At 59.8% G+C, this 20,193-nt stretch carries 18 protein-coding genes and 1 tRNA gene; 16 read left to right on the top strand and 3 right to left on the bottom strand.

The window, feature by feature from the left end; genetic code table 11:
- Positions 1-45: 45 nt before the first annotated feature.
- From Pan189_RS15480 to Pan189_RS15435, 10 genes are all read left to right on the top strand, one after another.
- Positions 46-1,104 (top strand): ABC transporter ATP-binding protein, encoded by a 1,059-nt coding sequence (locus Pan189_RS15480; protein ID WP_145364871.1) that lies wholly within the window; start codon positions 46-48, stop codon positions 1,102-1,104.
- Between the two features lie 72 nt (positions 1,105-1,176).
- On the top strand, positions 1,177-2,007 hold the full coding sequence (locus Pan189_RS15475) for an ABC transporter permease (protein ID WP_145364870.1): 831 nt from the start codon (positions 1,177-1,179) through the stop codon (positions 2,005-2,007).
- A 143-nt stretch (positions 2,008-2,150) separates the two neighbouring features.
- Entirely contained in the window at positions 2,151-3,488 is a 1,338-nt protein-coding gene (locus tag Pan189_RS15470) for an MFS transporter (RefSeq protein ID WP_145364869.1), read from the top strand.
- Positions 3,489-4,089: 601 nt separating this feature from the next.
- The gene (gene lpxB / locus Pan189_RS15465; RefSeq protein ID WP_310820572.1) at positions 4,090-5,259 is read left to right on the top strand and encodes a lipid-A-disaccharide synthase; all 1,170 of its coding nucleotides are present in this window, start codon (positions 4,090-4,092) and stop codon (positions 5,257-5,259) included.
- Positions 5,260-5,515: 256 nt separating this feature from the next.
- On the top strand, positions 5,516-6,502 hold the full coding sequence (locus Pan189_RS15460) for a 3'(2'),5'-bisphosphate nucleotidase (protein ID WP_145364867.1): 987 nt from the start codon (positions 5,516-5,518) through the stop codon (positions 6,500-6,502).
- Positions 6,502-8,298 carry an SLC13 family permease gene (locus Pan189_RS15455; protein ID WP_145364866.1) on the top strand — a complete coding sequence of 599 codons (1,797 nt, stop codon included), beginning with the start codon at positions 6,502-6,504 and terminating at the stop codon, positions 8,296-8,298. The genes Pan189_RS15460 and Pan189_RS15455 overlap by 1 nt, the downstream gene beginning before the upstream one ends.
- Before the next feature lie 327 nt (positions 8,299-8,625).
- A complete protein-coding gene (locus Pan189_RS15450) occupies positions 8,626-9,564 on the top strand; it encodes a DUF6677 family protein (RefSeq protein WP_145364865.1) in 939 nt (312 codons plus the stop codon).
- A gap of 6 nt (positions 9,565-9,570) precedes the next feature.
- Positions 9,571-9,750, top strand: a complete 180-nt coding sequence (locus Pan189_RS15445; protein WP_145364864.1) for a hypothetical protein — start codon at positions 9,571-9,573, stop codon at positions 9,748-9,750.
- Between the two features lie 354 nt (positions 9,751-10,104).
- Entirely contained in the window at positions 10,105-10,542 is a 438-nt protein-coding gene (locus tag Pan189_RS15440) for a TraR/DksA family transcriptional regulator (protein ID WP_145364863.1), read from the top strand.
- A gap of 144 nt (positions 10,543-10,686) precedes the next feature.
- Positions 10,687-11,559 carry an SGNH/GDSL hydrolase family protein gene (locus Pan189_RS15435; protein ID WP_145364862.1) on the top strand — a complete coding sequence of 291 codons (873 nt, stop codon included), beginning with the start codon at positions 10,687-10,689 and terminating at the stop codon, positions 11,557-11,559.
- A gap of 106 nt (positions 11,560-11,665) precedes the next feature.
- On the opposite strand, the gene Pan189_RS15430 is transcribed toward Pan189_RS15435, so the two are convergent.
- Both Pan189_RS15430 and Pan189_RS15425 read right to left on the bottom strand, forming a co-directional pair.
- Positions 11,666-12,937 (bottom strand): glycosyltransferase family 4 protein, encoded by a 1,272-nt coding sequence (locus Pan189_RS15430; protein ID WP_145364861.1) that lies wholly within the window; start codon positions 12,935-12,937, stop codon positions 11,666-11,668.
- Between the two features lie 100 nt (positions 12,938-13,037).
- A tRNA-Arg gene (locus Pan189_RS15425) sits at positions 13,038-13,111 on the bottom strand.
- A gap of 186 nt (positions 13,112-13,297) precedes the next feature.
- On the opposite strand from Pan189_RS15425, the gene Pan189_RS15420 reads away from it, so the two are divergent.
- The 3 genes from Pan189_RS15420 to Pan189_RS15410 all read left to right on the top strand — a co-directional run bounded on the left by Pan189_RS15420 (position 13,298) and on the right by Pan189_RS15410 (position 15,346).
- Positions 13,298-13,774: a hypothetical protein gene (locus Pan189_RS15420; RefSeq protein WP_145364860.1), complete on the top strand. Its 477-nt coding sequence runs from the start codon at positions 13,298-13,300 to the stop codon at positions 13,772-13,774.
- 94 nt (positions 13,775-13,868) lie between these two features.
- Positions 13,869-14,690, top strand: coding sequence for an imidazole glycerol phosphate synthase subunit HisF (hisF, locus tag Pan189_RS15415; RefSeq protein WP_145364859.1), 822 nt, complete (start codon positions 13,869-13,871; stop codon positions 14,688-14,690).
- Positions 14,691-14,872: 182 nt separating this feature from the next.
- A complete protein-coding gene (locus tag Pan189_RS15410; protein WP_145364858.1) occupies positions 14,873-15,346 on the top strand; it encodes a transposase in 474 nt (157 codons plus the stop codon).
- A 311-nt stretch (positions 15,347-15,657) separates the two neighbouring features.
- On the opposite strand, the gene Pan189_RS15405 is transcribed toward Pan189_RS15410, so the two are convergent.
- Positions 15,658-16,266 carry a hypothetical protein gene (locus tag Pan189_RS15405; RefSeq protein ID WP_145364857.1) on the bottom strand — a complete coding sequence of 203 codons (609 nt, stop codon included), beginning with the start codon at positions 16,264-16,266 and terminating at the stop codon, positions 15,658-15,660.
- Positions 16,267-16,430: 164 nt separating this feature from the next.
- On the opposite strand from Pan189_RS15405, the gene Pan189_RS15400 reads away from it, so the two are divergent.
- From Pan189_RS15400 to Pan189_RS15390, 3 genes are all read left to right on the top strand, one after another.
- Positions 16,431-17,564 (top strand): type IV pilus twitching motility protein PilT, encoded by a 1,134-nt coding sequence (locus Pan189_RS15400; RefSeq protein WP_145364856.1) that lies wholly within the window; start codon positions 16,431-16,433, stop codon positions 17,562-17,564.
- Between the two features lie 139 nt (positions 17,565-17,703).
- Positions 17,704-18,189, top strand: a complete 486-nt coding sequence (locus Pan189_RS15395) for a DinB family protein (protein ID WP_145364855.1) — start codon at positions 17,704-17,706, stop codon at positions 18,187-18,189.
- Positions 18,190-18,300: 111 nt separating this feature from the next.
- A complete protein-coding gene (locus tag Pan189_RS15390; protein ID WP_310820569.1) occupies positions 18,301-20,118 on the top strand; it encodes a GspE/PulE family protein in 1,818 nt (605 codons plus the stop codon).
- Positions 20,119-20,193: the final 75 nt, after the last annotated feature.

Raw genomic sequence — 20,193 nt, 5'->3', positions numbered from 1 at the left:
CGGGCGTTGCTCGACCCGCTTACGTGTCGAGCCTAGACTGCGGCTATGAACGCAGTTGACGTCCGCGGTCTGAAGAAGCAGTACCGGGTTTATCAAAAGAAAGAAGGGCTGCTCGCCTCGGTCGGCGGGTTGTTCCGGCGATCGTATCGCACCGTCAATGCCGTGCGCGAAGTGTCGTTGACCGTCGAGAAGGGCGAACTCGTCGCGTTCCTCGGCCCGAACGGTGCCGGCAAAACGACAACGCTCAAGCTGCTTTCGGGGCTGATCTATCCCACCGGCGGCGAGGCCACGGTCCTCGGCCACGTCCCCTGGAAGCGCGAGGTCGCCTTCCGGCGCCGGTTCTCGCTGGTCATGGGACAAAAGAATCAGCTTTGGTGGGACCTCCCCGCCCAAGAGTCGTTCCGGCTGCACCGCGAGATCTATCGCATCCCCACTCAGGACTTCGACCGCCGCGTTGATGAGCTGACGGCGATGCTGGAAGTCCGTGAACTGATCGGGCAGCCGGTGCGCGAGCTGTCGCTCGGCGAACGCATGAGGATGGAGCTGATCGCGGCTCTTTTGCACAGTCCCGAATTACTGCTGCTGGACGAGCCGACCATCGGACTCGACGTAATTTCGCAGCGGAAGGTCCAGGAGTTTCTCAAGCATTATCAGTCCGAGCGAAAGCTCACCGTCCTGCTGACCAGTCACTACATGAAAGACGTCGAGGCGCTGTGCAAGCGGGCGATTGTCATTAACAAGGGCGTCATCAAGCACGACGGTCCGATCGCCGACATTGTGGATCGCTTCAGCAAGCACAAGGTGGTTGAGGTCCTGTTCGGTGGACCGATTCCGGGCGACCTGTCCCGCTACGGAACGCTCCTTGAGGCGACACCGCCGCGGGTGAAAATTGAAGTCGAACGAGCCGATGTCGCGCGGGTGCTGTCCGACCTGCTCGATCGGGCGCAGATTGATGATGTCAGCGTCAACGAACGCCCGCTCGAAGACGTGATCGCCGAGTTGTTTGCCAGTGATGATCGACCGAATGACGCCGCGGATGTGTTGCCATCGGACGGCCCTCCGGGGGCGGACGACGCCCGGCTCGCCCTGTCGCGTGATGGGTGATTTTCTCTGAATGGTCTCTGTTCTCTCGACTCTCTTCTCTCGCCCCTAGCCCCTCGACTCTTGCCTTATCCAATGCTCGGAACGCTGCGGGTTAACTGGTTCATTCTGCAGACGAGCATCTCGGAGCGGCTCGTCTATCGGGCCGACTTTATCTTCTCGACGTTCGTCCGCTTTCTGCCGATCGTGACGCAAATCTTCCTGTGGGGCGCGGTCTACGGTGTGACGGTTGGCAGCGCCGACCCGGGGCGATCGATCAACGGTTACACCTATCGCGACATGGTGGCGTACTACCTGCTGGCGATGGTCGCCCGGGCCTTCAGCAGTATGCCGGGGCTGGCGTCGGGAATTGCGCGCGATGTGCGGGACGGCACAATCAAGAAGTACCTGACGCAGCCGATTGACATGATCGGGTACCTCTTCTGGCACCGCGTCGCGCACAAGCTGGTCTACTACGTGATGGCGGGCATTCCGTTCGCGGTCGTGTTCTACCTGATGCGGGACTACCTGCCCGGTTGGCCCGAGCCCGCGTTGATTGCGGCGTGGGTCTGCTCGCTGATTCTGGCGTTCCTGATCGGATTTCTGATCGAGTCGCTGATCGGGCTGATCTCGTTCTGGTTTCTGGAAGTTAGTTCGCTGCTGTTCATCTACATGATGTTCAACTTCTTCCTTTCGGGTCACATGATCCCGCTCGACTGGCTCCCGGGGCCGATCGAGCAGGTCGTCCGCTACTTCCCGCTTCAATACCTCGCTTACACGCCCGCGGCGATCATGCTCGGCAAATTCACTCCGGCAGAGGCGTGGTTCGAACTGTCGATCGCGTTCGGCTGGTTTCTCGGGCTGCTGGTCCTGAATCGAATCGTGTTCGCTGCCGGTGTCCGAAGGTATGGTGCGTTCGGCGGTTGAGTGATTTTGCCTCGCGCTGGCGTCGATGGATATGAGTCGAACCCAGCGATTTGTCACGCAGCAAACTGTGCTGCGGTCCGACCTCCCTCTACAATCGGACTCATCGCGAACCTCGCGGTCCCTCCTTGAGTCCTCCACCACGTATGTCCGCCCCACCTGCCGCCGCCGAACCTGCTGATCGCTTCGCTGCCGAGGAGTCGATTTACACGCGCACGTTCTGGATCGCGTACATCGGCCACTTGACGGTCGTGACGGCTAATGCGGTGACGTTTCGCTTCGCGGAGCTTGTGGTCTTTCTGGGCGGAACCGATCAGACGGCGGGTAATATCGTCAGTGTCGGACTCGCCGGGGCGCTGCTGTCACGGTTGTTTCTCGGGCAGGCGATCGATCACTTCGGGCTCCGCCGGGTCTGGATTGCCACGGCGATCGCGTTCTTCGTGGGTGCGTTAGGGCTGCTGCTCTCCAACAGCGTGGGCTGGCCGATCTATGTCTCCCGCATCTTCTTCTCGATCGGACTCGCCGGGGCCTTTACCGGCTCGAACGTCCACATTCAGAATCAGGTTCCCTTTCACCGCCGGACCGAAGCGATCGGCACGCTCGGGACATCGGGCTTTCTCGGGCTGATTCTGGGAACAACGATCGGCGACTTCGTCTTCGAAGGCTTCGATGGCGGATTCCGCTTCGCCCTGCTGTTCGGAATCGCGACGGCCCTCACCGCGACTTACGTCTTTACGGTCGCCCTGCTGACCCGGCGGGATGTGCATGAGCCACCGCATGAGACGCTGCCCGCCTATCGGCTTGTCTTCAAGTACCAGCCGGTGTCGACGACTCTGGTCGCCCTGATGATGGGCATGACGTTCTGTATCACGACCGTCTTCCTGACGCGTTACGCGACGTTCTACGACCTCGGCGGCATCGGGCCGTTCTTTGTGGGATACGCGGCGTCGGCCTTTGCCTTTCGGGTATTGACTCGGCGCTGGAGCCGATCGATGGGACGGCACCGCATGATTCTGTACGGACTGGCCGGTTATGCCGTCGGGCAGACGACGCTAATCTTCGTGACCAATCAATGGATGTTCCTGATCCCGGCCGTCTTCACCGGTTTCGGTCACGCCCTGCTCTTCCCGGCCGTCGTGTCCATGATTACCGAGGCCTACCCGAAGCCGTTTCGGGGCACCGGAACGAACATGGCGCTGGGGAGCATCGAAGCCGGCACGCTAGTCTTCGCTCCGCTGATCGGGTTCCTCATCGATTTCTTTCCCGGCGGCGGGTTCACGCAAACCTTCGCCTTGGCGGCGACGCTCTCGCTCGGCACTGGGATCGTCTATCTCTTCACGGGCGCGAAGGTCGAGGACACCGACCTGTCCTACTACCAGATGGAAGCCCTCCGCGAACGCGAGGCGGCCGAAGCGGAAGAGGAGTTCGAAAAGGCTTCTGACGCGTCGCCCCGGCCCGAACTGTGCGGTGCCGAGAGTTCGTAGCGGCGACTCTCATGAGGCGGATTCGATTCGGCTGATCGGCAAGCCTGAAGCGTAGGCGGCGGTCCGGAGAGTAGCTGATCGACCGAATATTGATTTGGCCCCCTGCTATTTCGGATAGTACATCAGTCTGAGTGAATCAGGACCCCGAACGGGTGGCTTTCTACGGCGTCTTCACGATGCCCACAGCGAGCTTGTCTCCGGCGACGCTTGTCTATTGGAATCACGAGTCTGAGATATCGCGTTCCGGGGGCGGCGAAAGCGCCGTCCCCGGCCACCCTGCCGCTTGTTTCATGACACCGGATGGCGATGTGAAAAGACTTCTGGACGATGTCTAGGCTGCGATTGCTGTTTCGCCGCTCGACAAGCCGCGCACAAAGTAAGCGGATATCGCACGGGTTGATCCGCTTACTTCGTGCGCGGCTTGTATGAGTTAGCCTTTCCGGCTCCGCTGATTGCTCTGGCGGCTTCGCCGCCCGGACGTTGTCCGGGCCACTCTTTTGGCTCCTCCCGCGGGCTGGTATTGACCGACTCGGGCGGTTGTCGAGAATTGCGACTTGGAGATTTCCGCGACCGCGGTCGCAGCCCTGCCATGGATGGCACTATGCATTTTTTCTTCTCGGTCGGCGAGCCGAGCGGCGATGAACACGCCGCGCACCTGATCGCTGAACTGCGAAAGCGGGTTCCGAATGCGGAATTCTCCGGCTACGGAGGTCCGCAGATGGCCGCCGCCGGGCAGCGGCAGGACTTTCAACTGACCGATCTCGCCGTGATGGGGCTGTTCAAAATCATCCCGTTGCTGGGGCAATTCATCCGACTTGCCCGGCTGGCGAAGCAGTTGATGCGAGAGCGAAAACCCGACGCCCTAATTCTGGTCGACTTTCCGGGATTCAATTTCGTGGTGGCCAAAGCGGCGAAGAAGCTCGGAATTCCAGTCATTTATTACATGCCGCCGCAGATGTGGGCCTGGGGCGGCTGGCGGATCGGCAAGATTCGCCGCACCGTCGACCGCGTGCTTTGCGGGCTTTCATTCGAGGCCGAATGGTATGCGGATCGCGGCGTCGATGCGGTTTTCGTCGGACATCCGTTCTTCGATGCTGTCGCCGAGAAGCAACTCGATGAGGATTTTCTGGTGGAGCGCTCCACGGACGAGCGTCGCACCGTTGGCATCCTGCCGGGGTCGCGGGGGCAGGAAATTGCACGCAATTGGCCGATCATGCTCGACGTGATGCAGCGGCTCGCCGCGAAGCATCCCAACGTCAACTTCCGAGTCGCAAACTATCGCGAGGAACATCGCACAATCTGTCAGGCGGCCTACGAAGACCTCGAAAATCCGTTCCCGGTCGAATTTTCGGTCGGGAAGACATCCGAAATCATCGAACTGGCGGAATGCTGCCTGATCGTTTCGGGGTCGGTCAGTCTCGAAGTCATGGCCCGTCGCACACCGGCGGTGGTCGTGTTCCGGTACAACATGTTGTGGGCCGTTCTCGACAAGATCTTTCTGCAATGCCGGTTTATCACGCTCGTCAATCTGATCGCGGGCCGGGAGGTCATGCCGGAGTTCCGCTTCGCCTCGGACGATAATTGGCACGCCGAAGTGATTGCCGACGCGGTCGATCGCTGGTTGGCCTGTCCGCAGGACCTCGACCGGTCTCGGCGCGAACTGAGTCAGCTTGCCGCCGGCGCCGCCGAACCGGGAGCGACCTCTCGGGCGGCCGATGCGATTCTCGAGCGGCTTGGCGGAATGCAACCGCAGTCAAGAGTCGCAGCCTAAGAGCTATCTCGGCTTTCGAAGTGCGTCGTCCACTTCGGCGGTCGCCGGCGGCGGGTGGCCGGGGACCGCGTTTTCGCCGCCCCCGGAACGAGAAATCTTGATTCCTCAACGGCGTTAGTCATTTTTCGCGCGATCGAACGATCATCAACTTCGATGTGTCATCCGCTTTCGCAGCGCCACTCACGTTCGGTCTACATCGGCGGCATCATCGGATACACTTCGCGCGAGTCTTCCCATTTCGAGTCACGGACTAAGCATGTCGAGTCGTTATCAACGCGAGCGAGAAGTAGCGCTCGAGGCTGTGCGCACGGCCTGCCTGGCCTGCCGAAATGTGCGTTCCGCCGTCGATCCGGCAAAGCTCGATAAATCGGATCGCAGCCCGGTGACGATCGCCGACTTCGCCAGTCAGGCCATCGTCTGTCGAGCGATTCGCCGGTCATTTCCCGACGATCCGATCATCGCCGAAGAAGACGCGGCGGCGTTACAGAAGGCGGAGATGGCTGAGTTCCGCGGCCGAATCGCCGCGGAGGTGACGGCCGTCGGGATCGAAGCCGATGCCGCACAGGTTTGCGAGTGGATCGACGAAGGGCACGCGACCGAATTCTCACCACGGTTCTGGACGCTCGACCCGATCGACGGCACAAAGGGGTTTTTGCGCGGTGGCCAATATGCGGTCGCCCTTGCTCTGATCGTGGAGGGCGAGATCGTCCTCGGGTTGCTCGGCTGCCCGAATCTGGTGTTCGATCCAGACCGCGCGGACGGACCGGTCGGCGCGATCTCTGTGGCCGAACGCGGAGCCGGCATTTCGGTAATGGCGATCGACTCCGACGAGACCGCAGACGTTCGTGTCTCGTCGACTTCGGAGACCTCTCAACTTCGACTTTGTGAATCGGTCGAGTCGGGTCACAGTTCGCACGGGCACTCGGCGCAGATCGCCGAGGAACTCGGAATCAGCTCCGATCCCGTGCGGCTCGACAGTCAGGCGAAGTACGCGACGGTCGCCCGGGGGGAGGCAGACCTCTACCTTCGATTGCCGACGCGGCCCGGATACGTCGAACGAATTTGGGATCACGCGGGGGGCGTCCTTGTAGTCGAGGAAGCCGGGGGAACCGTGACCGATGTCGACGGCAAGCCTCTCGATTTCACGAAAGGGGCTGGCCTCTCGGCCAATCGCGGCGTGGTCGCGTCGAACGGGACCGCTCATGAAGCCGTACTGGCCGCGGTGCGTAAGGCGGGCGTGTGATGCTTCCGGAGGCGTTCCATATTCCGGCGGTCTTCGTCGTTCTGGCGGCGGTCGTCTCCGCGCTCACGTTCTTGCGAGCGGCGCCCGATGCGGTACTCACGGCGGGTCTGACGGTCCTGCTGGCCTGCGGTGTTATCGCCCCGAAAGACGCCCTCGAAGAGATGGCCAATGAAGGTCTGATCGCGGTGGCGGCGCTCTTCGTTGTGGCCGAAGGGCTTAAGCAGACCGGCGGTTTGAGCTTCATTGGTCAGCAATGGATCGGTCGGCCCACCTCGTTGATCGTGGCCCAACTGCGGATCCTGACGCCCTCGGCGGTGATGAGCGCCTTTTTGAATAACACCCCGGTCGTGGCCATGATGATGCCCATCGTTGCCGACTGGGCCCGCAAGAATCGGATCAGCGTGACTTACCTGCTGATGCCGCTGTCGTTCGCGGCGATTCTGGGCGGGCTTTGCACGCTGATCGGCACGAGTACCACGCTCGTTGTGCATGGACTGCTCAGGGACTATGAGCGGCTTAACGACCTCGGGACCGGCGCCGGTCTGTCGATGTTTGAGGTCGCTTGGGTCGGTTTTCCGGCAACGATATTTGGCCTGCTGTATCTCCTGTTCGCCGGTCAGAAAATATTGACCGAACGTCGTCCCGCGATCACGTTCGGAGATGACCCGCGGGAATACACCGTTGAAATGACGGTCGAGCCGGGTAGTCCGCTGGTGGGCAAGTCGATCGAAGAAGCCGGCCTGCGGCACCTGTCGCAAATGTATCTCTCGGAGATCGAGCGTGGTGACCGCACGCTCGTCGCGGTCGCCCCGACGGAATGCCTCGAGGCCAACGACCGATTGGTGTTCGTCGGGATTGTTGATTCGGTGGTCGACCTTCGCAAAATTCCCGGTCTCGTTCCGGCAACCGATCAGACATTCAAATTGAATGCGCCGACCGACAAACGGGTCATGGTCGAAGCCGTCGTCTCCAACACTTGTCCCTTCTTGCGGATGTCGATTCGAGAGGCGCGGTTCCGCTCGCACTACAACGCGGTCGTGATTGCGGTGGCTCGTAACGGGCAGCGGCTGCGTCAGAAGATCGGGGACATCGAGCTGTTGCCGGGCGACACGTTGCTGCTGGAGGCGCCGCCGGGGTTTCTGACCTCCCGCCGTAATAGTCGCGATTTCTTTCTCGTCAGTGAAGTTGAAGACTCCACTCCTCCACGACACGACAAGGCGTGGCTGGCCCGGCTGGTGATGGTTGCGATGGTGGCCGTCGTAACGGCCGGGCTCCTCCCCATGATGACCGCCGCGCTCCTGGCGGGCGGTCTGCTGGTCGTGTTCCGGTGCTGCCGGATTGCCGACGCCCGGCGGTCGATCGATTGGTCGGTTCTAATCACGATGGCGGCGGGTCTCGGTTTGGGGGCGGCCCTCGACAAGACCGGGGGTGCCCGAGTGATCGCGGAAGTGCTGATTAGAGCGGCTGGCGACAACCCGTGGGTGGTCTTGGCGATCGTCTATTTTCTCACGATGATTTTCACGAACCTCATCACGGCGAAAGCGGCAGCCGTCTTGTTCTTCCCAATCGCCATGGCCGGGGCGACCGGGCTTGGCGTCAGTCACAAGCCGTTCGCGATCGCGGTCGTGGTCTCAGCCGCGGCGACATTCGCGACGCCGATCGGCTATCAGACGAACCTCATGGTGTTCGGCCCCGGCGGATATCGATTCAGCGACTTCTTGCGGCTCGGCGGCCCGCTGTCGCTGATCGTGGCTGCGATCACGCTCGTGCTGACGCCATTTATCTGGCCGTTCTGAACTGGCCGTTCTGATCTGGTCGTACTGTACTGGTCGTTCTGAATTGCCCGGCCGATTTGACTTGGTTTTCCAGCGCCGCGTCGTTCCCAGCGAACAGGGATGCGAGAACGTCGTGCCGGGCAATTGCTATCGTCGAGATATTCAAATCCGAACAGCCTTCCCCAACGACGTTGATGCCGTGGGCTAGTCTCTGCTTTCACTTCCACTTAGACTGCCCCACTGGTCGGTCGCGAAGGATGATGCGGCCCGGCTTCGACCGCACAGCACCGCTCGCCCGGTGACCGTTCTTCCTGCACCCTGACAGTCGCTCTCTTTGCACCCGATCGTATGACCGAGACGGACCGGAAGGTCGATCTGAAAAACCGCTGGCTCGCCGGGCTGCTCGCGCTGGCCTTCCCGGGCCTGGGGCATCTGTATCAGGGGCGGTTCGTGAAAGCGGCCGTCTACTGCGGCTGCATCATGACGTTGTTCCTGTGGGGACAGGCGCTCGGCGGTTGGAAGATCGTTTACGTCGACAGCACCGAAGCCGTAATGAAGCTGCAACCGCGGCAGAGACTGGGCCGACGCGTGCTGCAAGGTTACGGCGCCCAGTTCTTCGCGGGGCTTCCCGCCTGGGGGGCAATGCTTCAGCAGCGGCGGTTCGTGAGCCGAGAGAACATTCCTCAAAGCGTGCTCGTTGATCCGATCGATGCTCCGTTCCGCGGGGAGATCGACATCGATTTTCTCGACGGAGAAGAATCGACCGGCGCGGAAATCCGAGGACGTATTCGTCTCGGATTCGAAGGCGAGAAAGGCGTGTTCACCGGCTTCGATGCCGAGGGCGAGCCGATCGAGATTCCGCTCGACGGGCTGAAACGGCTCGAGGAACCGGTCCGGGCATCGGCCGATCGTGAGATCGAGTTGCGTGTCCCCCGCACTTTTGCGGAGCAGCCGAACGTTCGGAAGGTCGAACTTGACGGCGTGATCCCGCGGTCGATCTTGAATTGGTATCAGGTCCCGCTCGACGATGAGCTTGAAGACCGGCTCCATCTGCGATTCGGCAGCGGCCTCGAAATCGCGTTCGTATTTACGTGGATCGCGGGCCTGCTCAACATTTTCGCGGTCTGGGATGCCTTCGAAGGTCCCGCCTACGGACGCGGTGACGAGCCAGAGCTTCAGCCCGGGTACAAAGCCAAAAAAGATGAGCCGAAGTCGTCCGATGGAGATGAGCCGGACGATTCCGAATCAGCCGCGGAGCCGGCAACGGCCGATTCCGCTTCGGGATGAGACCAAATGGACAATAAATTGATCTATCTTCTGCCGCTCGCGGCTGCCATCTGTCTCGTCTACAACGCGAGCCGCTATGAATTGCCCAATGTCATTCTCAAACGGGCCCTGTCGTTTTTTGTCAAAACAATGATTTTCATGGTCGGTGTCTTCCTGATTCTGTACGTGCTCTCGTTCGGTCTTTGATCAGATTTAAGCTGTAAACTCTTATCTCTATTTGATTTACGGTTGTGTTGGCCGAGCTCCGGATCAATTTGCCCGGATTGACTTTTGTGCCGCACCGATCAAAACTTGCCAACACGTTTGAGCGTTTTGACGTAACGTGGGTGGCACAATAGCAGGGATTGCCCTGTAGGTAGCTCGGAGGCCCTCTCCGCCTTTGCCGGTCGGGGGAACTTTTCCGGACTTTTCGAATTCAATCGGTTCGGAGTTCGTTCGAACGACGGAATCGGCTGTGCCTTGTTGCAGATCAGTCAGACAATTCAGTTCGGCGGAAAACGATAGCTCGACCGCGAACAGTCACAGCCGGAGAGTGGGATTATGACTCGGAAAGAACGGTTGGAACGGCTTCGACGGAGTCTGGTCACCCGTCGCAATGAGCTCCGCGGGATGCTCGCCAACGACGAGACCCGCAACGACTCCAGCGGGGATGAAGGCGATGTCGCCACCTCGAACTCGATGGCCGAACTCGGCACGATGCTCGCCGCTCACCACAGCGAAGAGATCGTCGCGATCGAGACGGCCGTCAAGAAGTTTCAGCTCGGTCGCTACGGCATTTGCGAAATGACCGGGGCACCGATCCCGATCGCCCGGCTTGAAGCTCTCCCCTTCACCCGCTACTCGGTCGAAGCCCAGCGGATGATCGAGGAGCAGGGGCTGACCGAAGAAGAAATCGCCGCCGAGCGCGACTGGTCCGCCATCGATCGCAATGCCGCCGGCGATCGCGAAGTGTCCCTGCGTGATCTCGAAGTCGAGTAAGATAGATCTCTTCGAGGGAAATTTGACAAGCCGCGCACGAAGTAAGCGGATCAACCAAACGGGCATCAACCCGCGCTCGATCCGCTTACTTTGTGCGCGGCTTGTGACGCGCTACAATAGAGCGACCAGCGGGAACGCGATCACGTGGCGAGCGACTGGTTGATCGTTTGGATTGTGGGTGGCCGAATCTTCTTTGTCGGCGCGGCCCTGATTCTCGCGGCCTGCGGCGCCTCCCGCTCCGAGCGATCGATCGTCAATCGATGGGTCGGCCTGCTTGCGGTGATCGGTTTACTGCTGGTCGCCCTCAGTTCAACGCCGACGCCTCTGTACGCCGGTTGGATGATCGGTCTGCTCACGCTGCTGTGGGCGTTCTTTCGGACTCGCAAGTTTATCGCTCGACGGATCAGTCCGAAGCATTCGACGATGCTGCTCGCTGCGTTTTGGGTCGTGCTTATTGCCGTCGAGGCGCCCTATCACGTGCGACCTGCGCTGGCCCTTCCCCACGGAAGCCGAGTGGCAATCATAGGTGATTCCGTGACCGCCGGGGTCGGAGGTGAGTCGATCCTCTGGCCGCAGTTACTCGCTGGGTCGACGCGACTGGACGTGAATAATCTTTCTCAAGCGGGCGCGACCGCCGAATTGGCGATCGAGCAAGCTGACGGCATTGAAGACGCGGATCTCGTCGTGATTGAGATCGGAGGCAACGATCTGCTCGGCAGTACAACGCTGAGCGACTTTGACAGAAATCTTGAATTGTTGCTGGCGAAGTGCGTCGCCGATGGGCGGCAGATTCTGATGTTCGAACTCCCCCTCCCGCCGCTGATGGTCGAGTACGGGCGGAGCCAACGTCGGCTTGCCTCGAGGTATGGTGCCCGACTCATCCCAAAGCATGACTTCGCGACGATCCTCCGCTCCGGCGGGGCAACGCTCGATTCCATTCATCTCTCACCCCAAGGTCACCGGCGGATGGCCGAACTTCTCGGTGAGATCGTCGCAGTCGAGCGCTCAAGCCCATAAAGGACGCGCACTCAACAAGCCGCGCACGTAGTAAGCGGATCAACCAAGCGGGCATCAACCCGCGCTCGATCCGCTTACTACGTGCGCGGCTTGTCGTGGTCGATATTTATTGGCTCAGCGCCTCGCGCGTTGCCCGCACGAGTGCATCCGGCCCGTAGTGTTCGCGGACGTTCGCGTGGCCTCGGGAGGCGTGTCCGTGGCGGAGTTCCGGCTCGGAAGCGAGTCGGCTCAGGTGGGCCGCATGTTCTTCGAGATCGCCCGGTGCATAGAGGAGTCCGCCACCGGTTGCTTCGACTAATTCGGGAAACGCGCCGTGCCTTGGTTGGACCACCGGAACCCCGTTGGCCAACGCTTCGATGACGTAAAGCCCCTTCGGCTCATGGTAATCGGTCGGGACGGACAGCACATCGAAAGACCGGAGCAGCTCGATCTTTTCCGCCAGCGTCTCAGGAGATCCGGCGTAATGAAAAGCATCGCCGAGGTCGGCGGCGTCTTTGCGAATCGACTCGAAGAACGGTTTGTCGTGGGGATTCAAATAACCCCCGGCGACGAGCCGTGCGGTCGGATGTTGCTCGCGAAACGCTCGAAAGGCGGGGATCAGATTTTGGAGGCCTTTCTCCCGACAGATCCGCGCGAAATATCCCACCGTAAACGGTTCTCCCGGCTGCTCGCGCGGCAGGCCGTGATGGGGCGACAAATCGATTCCCAATGGCAGCGTCCGAAACTTCTCCCGCGGCAGCGAAAGGTAAGTCGCCATGTAGTCGGCGTAGTAGCGACTGTGCGTGAAGAACAGGTCGAAATAGGTGCCGAGTTCAGCTAGTCGTTCAAGCACGCGTGACCGGTAGTCGGGCAGGAGCGCATCGACGAAAATGTCATCCCCCTGCAAGACACAGGCGAGGCGGCCCTTATATTTTTCACGCAGTGCCGGGACGACACCGGCGAGCAGTGCGTTGCTCAGAATTACGACATCGGGCTGAATGTCGCGGATGAGAAAATCGACGAAAGGTTCGATCTCCCGCTTGAGGGGGCCTTCGCTGCCGGCCAGCGTCACAAGCGTCAATTCGCCGAGCTGTTTCGCATCATTGCTGACGCCGAGCCGTGATGCGAAGTTCAGCAGCCGTGGGGAGTCAAGCATCCCCTTCATCCAGCGCGGCACGCGTTGCCACCAGTGGTACTGCGAGTCGAGATAGAGATTGATGCCGCCCAGAAAGACCCGGTCGGTGCTGAGGTTCTCCTCATCAACGCGGATCGGTGTGTAAAGCGGGATCAGCGTGACATCTTCTCCCGCATCGCGTAGGGCCCGCGCCCAGGTGTTGTCGTGCATGCACGACCCACAAAACATCCCGGCCCCACCCGCAGTCACGATCGCGATACGCATTGAACCGTCGATCGTCCCCGAGTCCTGTCACCGATAAGCAGGCGAAAGCAGCCGCCCTTCTTCCCCTCACCTCTCACCACTCAACCCTCACCTCTGCAAGCACCCCCGGTAGGATTCGAACCTACGACCTGCGGATTAGAAGTCCGCTGCTCTATCCAGCTGAGCTACGGGGGCGTGTTGCGGGTATCATATCTGCCGATACCTCAGAGGCGAAAGGTAGGCTGAGGGTTCGCCGCGCCTCAAGCATGGCGGACAGGGGCGAATCGTGACGAACCGACCCCATTCGTTGAATCGCAGGTCCATTTGCGTATCAAATTGGGTGGACCCTCTCATCGCGTCCAGGTTTCGGACTGAGCAACCATGGCGGCAACAAGTCGAATTCGACTCTACGGTGCGTTCGGGGTCGCCCCATTCGCCAGTTTTGGCGGCGGGTTTATCATCGCGGCTGGCGAGTTTCTGTTGAGTTGTGTTGGTACAGGGCAGCAATACGGCCTCGCAGATGCATTCGATGCCGAAAAGACCATTTTCTTCGGGATGATGTTCGGCTTTATCGGAATCTTCCCGTCGATGTTCGGCCTGTGGGTGATCGGCATACCGACGGCGTGGGTGCTGAGCCGATTCGGATTGCTGAATTCCTGGAGCGTGATTGTCTCGGGGATTGTGATCAGCACCGCGATGTTCGTTGTCGCGTTCGGAGTGCCGTACGGATCAGTCTTACCTCTGTTATCCGAATTGACGCTGCTTGCCGCCGTTCAAATTTTGACGTGGAGCGTGATCCTCGCGTTTTGCACCATTGCGTTTTGGATGCCGGAAAGTGAGGAGGAGTCGGATGAGTAGGCGGCCGCGCTTCCTGTCGGGCGCGGCTAAACTATGATGGGCCTCCCGGGGGAGTCGGTCCCTCGACTCTCGACTCTCGACACTCGACTCGCACATGCTCGCCAAACGCATTGTTCCCTGCCTTGACGTTCACGCGGGGCGGGTCGTCAAAGGCATCAACTTCGTCAATCTGCGTGATGCGGGCGATCCGGTGGAGGTCGCCGCCGGCTATGAGCAGCAGGGGGCGGATGAACTCGTTTTTCTCGACATCACGGCGAGCCACGAAGAGCGGGACATCATTCTTGATGTCGTCGAGCGGACCGCCGATCAGGTCTTCATGCCGCTGACCGTCGGCGGCGGAATTCGCACGCTCGACGACATCCGTCGGCTGCTCAACGCGGGGGCTGACAAGGTCTCAATCAACTCCGCAGCCGTGAAGAATCCCGATTTCGTCCGGCAGGCGGCGCTCAGGTTCGGCAGCCAGTGCATCGTGGTGAATATCGATCCGAAGAGAGTCGAGAAGCGAGAGTCGAGTATCGAGAGCACGGACGAGGTCCGCGATGGTGAGCTGCCCGAAGTATGGGAAGTGCACATTAATGGCGGGCGAAAGCGGACGGGGTTGGAGGCAGTTTCGTGGGCGGAGCGCGTGGAGGAACTTGGGGCGGGTGAGATCGTACTCACCAGTATGGATGCCGACGGCACGCAAAACGGGTACGACATCGAGATGACCAAAGCCGTCGCCGCGGCAGTGACGATCCCGGTCGTCGCCAGTGGGGGAGCTGGTGCCCCGGAACACCTCTACGACGTGCTGACTGATGGCGGAGCCGACGCGGCGCTGGCGGCGAGCATCTTCCACTACGGCACGCACCCCATCCCGGATGTGAAACGGTATCTGGCCGAACGCGGCGTCGCCGTGCGGATGCCCGTCGCGTCATAAATGCCCCTCACAAGTCCGCAGCGTTAGCAAGGGATTTCGCTCCTAGAATCCCGAATAACATTGCGTTTTTGCCACAATGGTGATTTAAATGTACAGTGCCCCGTGGCGGGCAAGCCCATGAGCGAATCCCTCGCTTGCGCGTCGGGCTTGTGTGACGTCTTCTTTGTCTTAAGAGTCCTCATATGTCGATACCCTCGCACGGTGAGGCACTCGCGTACCTCATCACGTGGACGACCTACGGGACGTGGCTGCCGGGGGATGATCGGGGATGGGTCGACAAAGGCGTGTTCCGAATTGAAGAGCCGCAGCCGATTCTGCGAGAAGACTCTTCGGCTCGGCTGAAAGAGAAACCGTTGCTGCTTTCGCGATCGCAACGAGCGCTGATCGAGCGGACGATCGGTGATCACTGCGACCATCGGAAATGGATGCTGCATGCGGTCAACGCACGCTCGAATCACGCGCATGTCGTGGTGACCGCGGCTGCCGTGCCACCGAAAAAGGTGCGCGAAGAGTTCAAGGCGTGGTGCACGCGGCGATTGAAGTCCGAGTTTGACGCAAAACGCACAAATTGGTGGACCGAAGGCGGCAGCGGACGGTTCATCAACGATGAAGACCACCTCGAAGCAGCGATCCGCTACGTCCGTGACGGGCAATGACGCATCACACAAGCCCGCAGCGCCAGCAAGGGATTCCGCTCGTAATCTCCCCATCGCTCATTTCAAGTCGCACGCTCTGCTGATAAAGGATTGCGAAATTTTTGTTCGGGAGAGTCGTTGAGGAAATCCCTCGCTCGCGCGTCGGGCTTGTTAGAAAATCGAATTGCGTCGCCCCCACAAGCCCGCAGCGCAAGCAAGGGATTTGCTCACGGACTCTCGCCATCGCTTCTTTCAAATCGCACACACCCCATCCCGGACGTGAAGCGGTATCTGGCCGAGCGCGGTGTGGCGGTGCGCGAGTCAAATGAAATTTAATCGTTGGGCAAGGTTCTTGCTTCATCCGAGGTCCAATCGGCCTGCAGCGATAGATGCATCAGGGAGGATCGAGCGCTCCCGCTTTGTTTCCCAATACTTTTTGTCAGTTGGTGCTCTTTCCCGTTTTCCAGGATGACGCGGCCCTGCCTCTGGTGAGACTCTGTGAAGGCGACTGAAGTTCGAAAGAAGAATATCTTATAGTCGAAGACGTATTGCTTTTTCTCTTCGACAATCTTGCCTCGGATGATCAGTTTGGCGTCATTGACCTCCGCGATGGCCAAGCCTTCGGTTCCGACCTGAAAGAATCCTCCGCACGAAATGTCGGAGATCAGCTTTCGATGACCTTGATCAGGTTGCGCACGATCGTCGCCGCTCAATCGGAAGAACTGTTTTCGATGCACCTTGATTCGGATCGTCCTCGAATTCTCGGAAAGCGATTGCGTTTGTTCCGGCGTCGGATTGTCTTTCAGCCAATCTTCTAGCTCTTCGCTCGACAGCGTTTTTGAATTGGCGAGCGGGACGAGATCGTTCGCGGCGCTCCCGGTGGCCATTCCGATCATCAAGAGGAATACGGCATTGAACCGCGAAATCGCTTCGTAACGCATTCGTATTTCTCCTCGCTCATGTTGTCTGAGGCCAAATGATCGAAATCCGCGGAAGTTCAACTCCGGAGCTGTGTCGTTCTCGACGCACTTCCCCACGCCTTTCGACTAGCTTATCCTAGCAAGACGACCCCTGAATCCCTCAGCCCGTCCGGGAGCGGCACGCGATGCCCCATTATCGAGAGTGGACGAAGTCGACCTTCCAGATCGGCAAGCCGATCGAAATCGACAAGATCTTCAAAGCGGCCGTCAAGCTGAAGTGCTCCGACATCCACCTGCAGGTGGGCAGTCCGCCGATCTTTCGCATCAAGGGTGGGCTCAAGCCGCTCGACATGCCGCCGATCGATGACGACGCGATGACCAAGCTGACCTTCCCGATGATGGACCAGCGGAATCTCGACATCTTTCATCGCGACGGCGGGGCCGACTACGCGAAGGTGGTCGAGATTGACGGCGAGAATTGGCGATTTCGAGTCAACCTGTTTATTCAGATGGGCAAGGTTGGGATGGTCGCTCGAAAGGTCGAGCGGTCGATTCCGCCGTTCGAAAAACTCGGGTTGCCCCCCGTGATGGAGGCCCTGTGCAAATTCGACCAGGGCATGGTGTTGCTCGCCGGCGTGACCGGGTCGGGCAAGTCGACCACCATCGGGTCGATGATCAACTGGATCAATCAGAATATGAACAAGCATATTTTGACGATCGAAGACCCGATCGAATTCGTCTACACGTCCGACAATTGCCTGATCAATCAGCGAGAGATCGGCATGGACGTGATCGACTTTCACGTGGCGATGAAGCACGCCGTGCGTGAAGACCCCGACATCATGCTCGTGGGCGAAATGCGTGACCGGGAAACATTCGAGACCGCCATTCACGCGGCCGAGACCGGTCACCTCGTGTTCGGGACGATTCACGCGTCGAGCGCCCCGGGTACGATCGCCCGTATTCTCGACCTGTTTCCTCCGATGATGCACGGAGCGATTCGCGCCACGATGGCAATGAATATGCGGGCGATCGTCGGCCAGAAGCTGCTCAAAACGATCGTCGATGAACCGTCCCGCGTCCCGATCGTCGAAATCATGCGGTTCAACCCGTCGGTCAAGAAGTTCGTCGCCGAGCAGGAAGACGAGAAGCTCTACAGCGTGATCTACGAGCGGGAAGACGGGATGCAGGCCTTCAACCACAGCCTGCAACACTTCTTGGATCAGGACATCGTCAGCCGGGCGGCCGCCTTCGAAATCTCACCAAACCCCGAACAACTCAAGATGTGGATGAAAGGGATCACCACGAAGTCGAGCTAGTGGGTCAATGTTTTGCCGTTTCGAATTTATCTTCTCACTCGAGAATAGACCGCCGGTCGCGGAACTATTCCCACCCGAACTCGTCGAAGAATGGGTCGGGCAGAAACGTTCGTAACCTCTTCAAGGCGGCAGTGCTGTCATGCTTGAACTTCCGCGGCACATTTTTGATTTCAATCTCGCTCTGGCCGAGCGGCTCGCCGAGGGAATTGAAGAGAACGAACTCGACCTGCAACCGATCGCCAATGTGAATCCGCCCCGCTGGATCTTGGGACATCTGGCGATCGGCGCTGACTTCATTCCACAGCAACTGGGGCAATCAGGCATTCTCGAAGAGTCCTGGCTCAAGAACTTTGGGCCCGGTTCCACGGCAGGGCAGTACTCCCACGAGGTGCCGGACAAGCCGGAATTACTCCAGACGCTCAATCGCTGCCACGCGAACGCGGTGAAAGCTCTCGACGCCGTCGAGGGGCCGGAATTAGCTCGGGTCCGGTCGGGGGAAATGCTCGAAGATGCGTTCCCGACCGCCGGGACCATGATCGCTCACCTGATGACCTCCCATTATGCGTTTCATCTCGGTCAATTGTCGGCATGGCGGCGGATGACGGGTCGGACCCCGCTATTTTAGGATTGCGGGTCGGCTCGCGACGGTCGGCTCTGCAATGTACAGTGTGTGAACGGGCCGTGACTGCGTGGATGCGGACGGCGAGGGAACCCGGAAAACGATAGCACTGCTGAAATGACGAAATCCCGAACCGCGCTGACGTTCTTTGCGATCTGCCTGACGCTTGTTTGCGTCGTGCATTGTTTTGCGATGCCTGCATCAGCACTCGCACAGCAACCCGCACCCGCCCCGGCGGGAGTGTCGGCCCCTGCCCCGCCGCCGCAAGCACCGTCCCTTTCTCATCCGGCCGCCTTCTACCGGGGCAATGCTCCCGGTCTGAACGGATTCTATGTGAATCTGTTTGCGTTCATCCCGGTCCTCGGGCTGTTCTTCCTGTGGGTCAAGCTGAGCGCCTGGATCGACGAAGATTCCGACGCACTCAAAGTTCGTCGCGATTTCTGGAATTCGATCGTGGTGGTCAGTGGTCTGGTGGCGTTCCTTCTGGCCCTGATCATGCCCGCGATCCTGCTCGGAGGCGCGGCCTGCCTGATCGTGGCGGGCGTCCCGATTGGCATGTATATCGTCGAACGTAATGCGCAGGTTCCCGCGTCGGGGCGCGTGATGACGCCGCGGCACTTGAAGAAAGTCGCCAATCAAACGCTCGGTCGATTCGGCGTCCACTTCGGTGAGCGTGAAGGGGGAGTGGACCTCGCCGACGTCCCCATCGAATTTATTGGCAAGAGTTCGCAAGGTGGCGATCGCGAAGAGGATCGGTCCCGACAGGTGAAGAGTTCTCGAGGCTATCAGGCTGCCAAAGAACTGGTCTACGACGCGATTCAACGACGCGCGACCGACGTTCACCTGGAGCCGTCCGACGGCGAAATGGCGATTCGTCTGCGAATCGACGGCGTCATGTTCCCCGCTGAGCCGTTCGACATGGAAACGGGCAACGCGGTTATCAACATCTTCAAAGTCCTCGGCGCGATGGACATCACCGAGAAACGTCGTCCGCAGGACGGAAGTTTCCGGGCCGAGGTCGCCGATCGCTTCGTCGACTTTCGTTCTGCCACTCAAGGCACCCGCTACGGCCAAAAAATCAGCCTGCGATTGCTCGACCAAGGTAACGTGGTCGCGCAACTCGCGAAGCTTGGGATGCGTAAAGGGCTATACGAAAAAATCAGCAACGTCATCAGTGAGCCGCACGGCCTCATGCTGTGCTGCGGCCCGACTGGTGCCGGTAAGTCGACGACCCTTTACGCGGGCATCAACTCGATTGATCGATACGGCAAAAATATCATCACGATCGAAGACCCGGTCGAATATCGGATGGAGGGTGTCAACCAGATCGAGATCAACACGAAGGCGGGACAGACCTTCGCCGGAACCCTTCGCAGCGTGCTCCGGCAGGACCCCGACGTCGTGCTGGTCGGTGAAATTCGTGACGCCGAGACGGCCGGGATCGCCTGTCAGGCGGCGAATACCGGACACATGGTGCTCTCGACGATCCACGCCAACGACACGATTACGGCGTTGTTCCGCCTACTGGAATTGGGCGTCGAACCGTTCATGGTGGCGAACTCGTTGAGCGGATTGATTGGTCAGCGTTTGGTGCGTCGGCTCTGCCCCGATTGCCGGGTGGCGTATAAGCCGAAGCCGGAGTTCTTGCAGAAAGTCGGAATACCACCAAAGAAGGTCGACGTCTTCTACAAGCCGCCGGCAGGAGAGAATGACTGCGAGACTTGTGGCGGCACCGGGTTCCGAGGGCGGATCGGTGTCTACGAATTCCTGCAGATGAGCGACGAACTGAGCGATCTTGTTCGCGAGAAAGCCTCAATGAATGCGATTAAAGCAGAGGCCCGCAAGAACGGGATGCTCAGCATGCGGGAAGAGGGACTCCGGCTGATCGTGCGGGGAGTCACTTCGGTCGATGAATTGCTGCGAGTGGTCAAATAGCTTCCATGTTTCGGTTCCTTCCTCAGCTTCATAACAACTTGTGTCCGAGCAATTCGGGCACGTCGAATCGGATCG

The organism is Stratiformator vulcanicus, assembly GCF_007744515.1.
Taxonomy (GTDB): domain Bacteria; phylum Planctomycetota; class Planctomycetia; order Planctomycetales; family Planctomycetaceae; genus Stratiformator; species Stratiformator vulcanicus.
The sequence above is the reverse complement of the archived record's forward strand: the minus strand, read 5'-3'. Positions and strand labels throughout refer to the sequence as shown.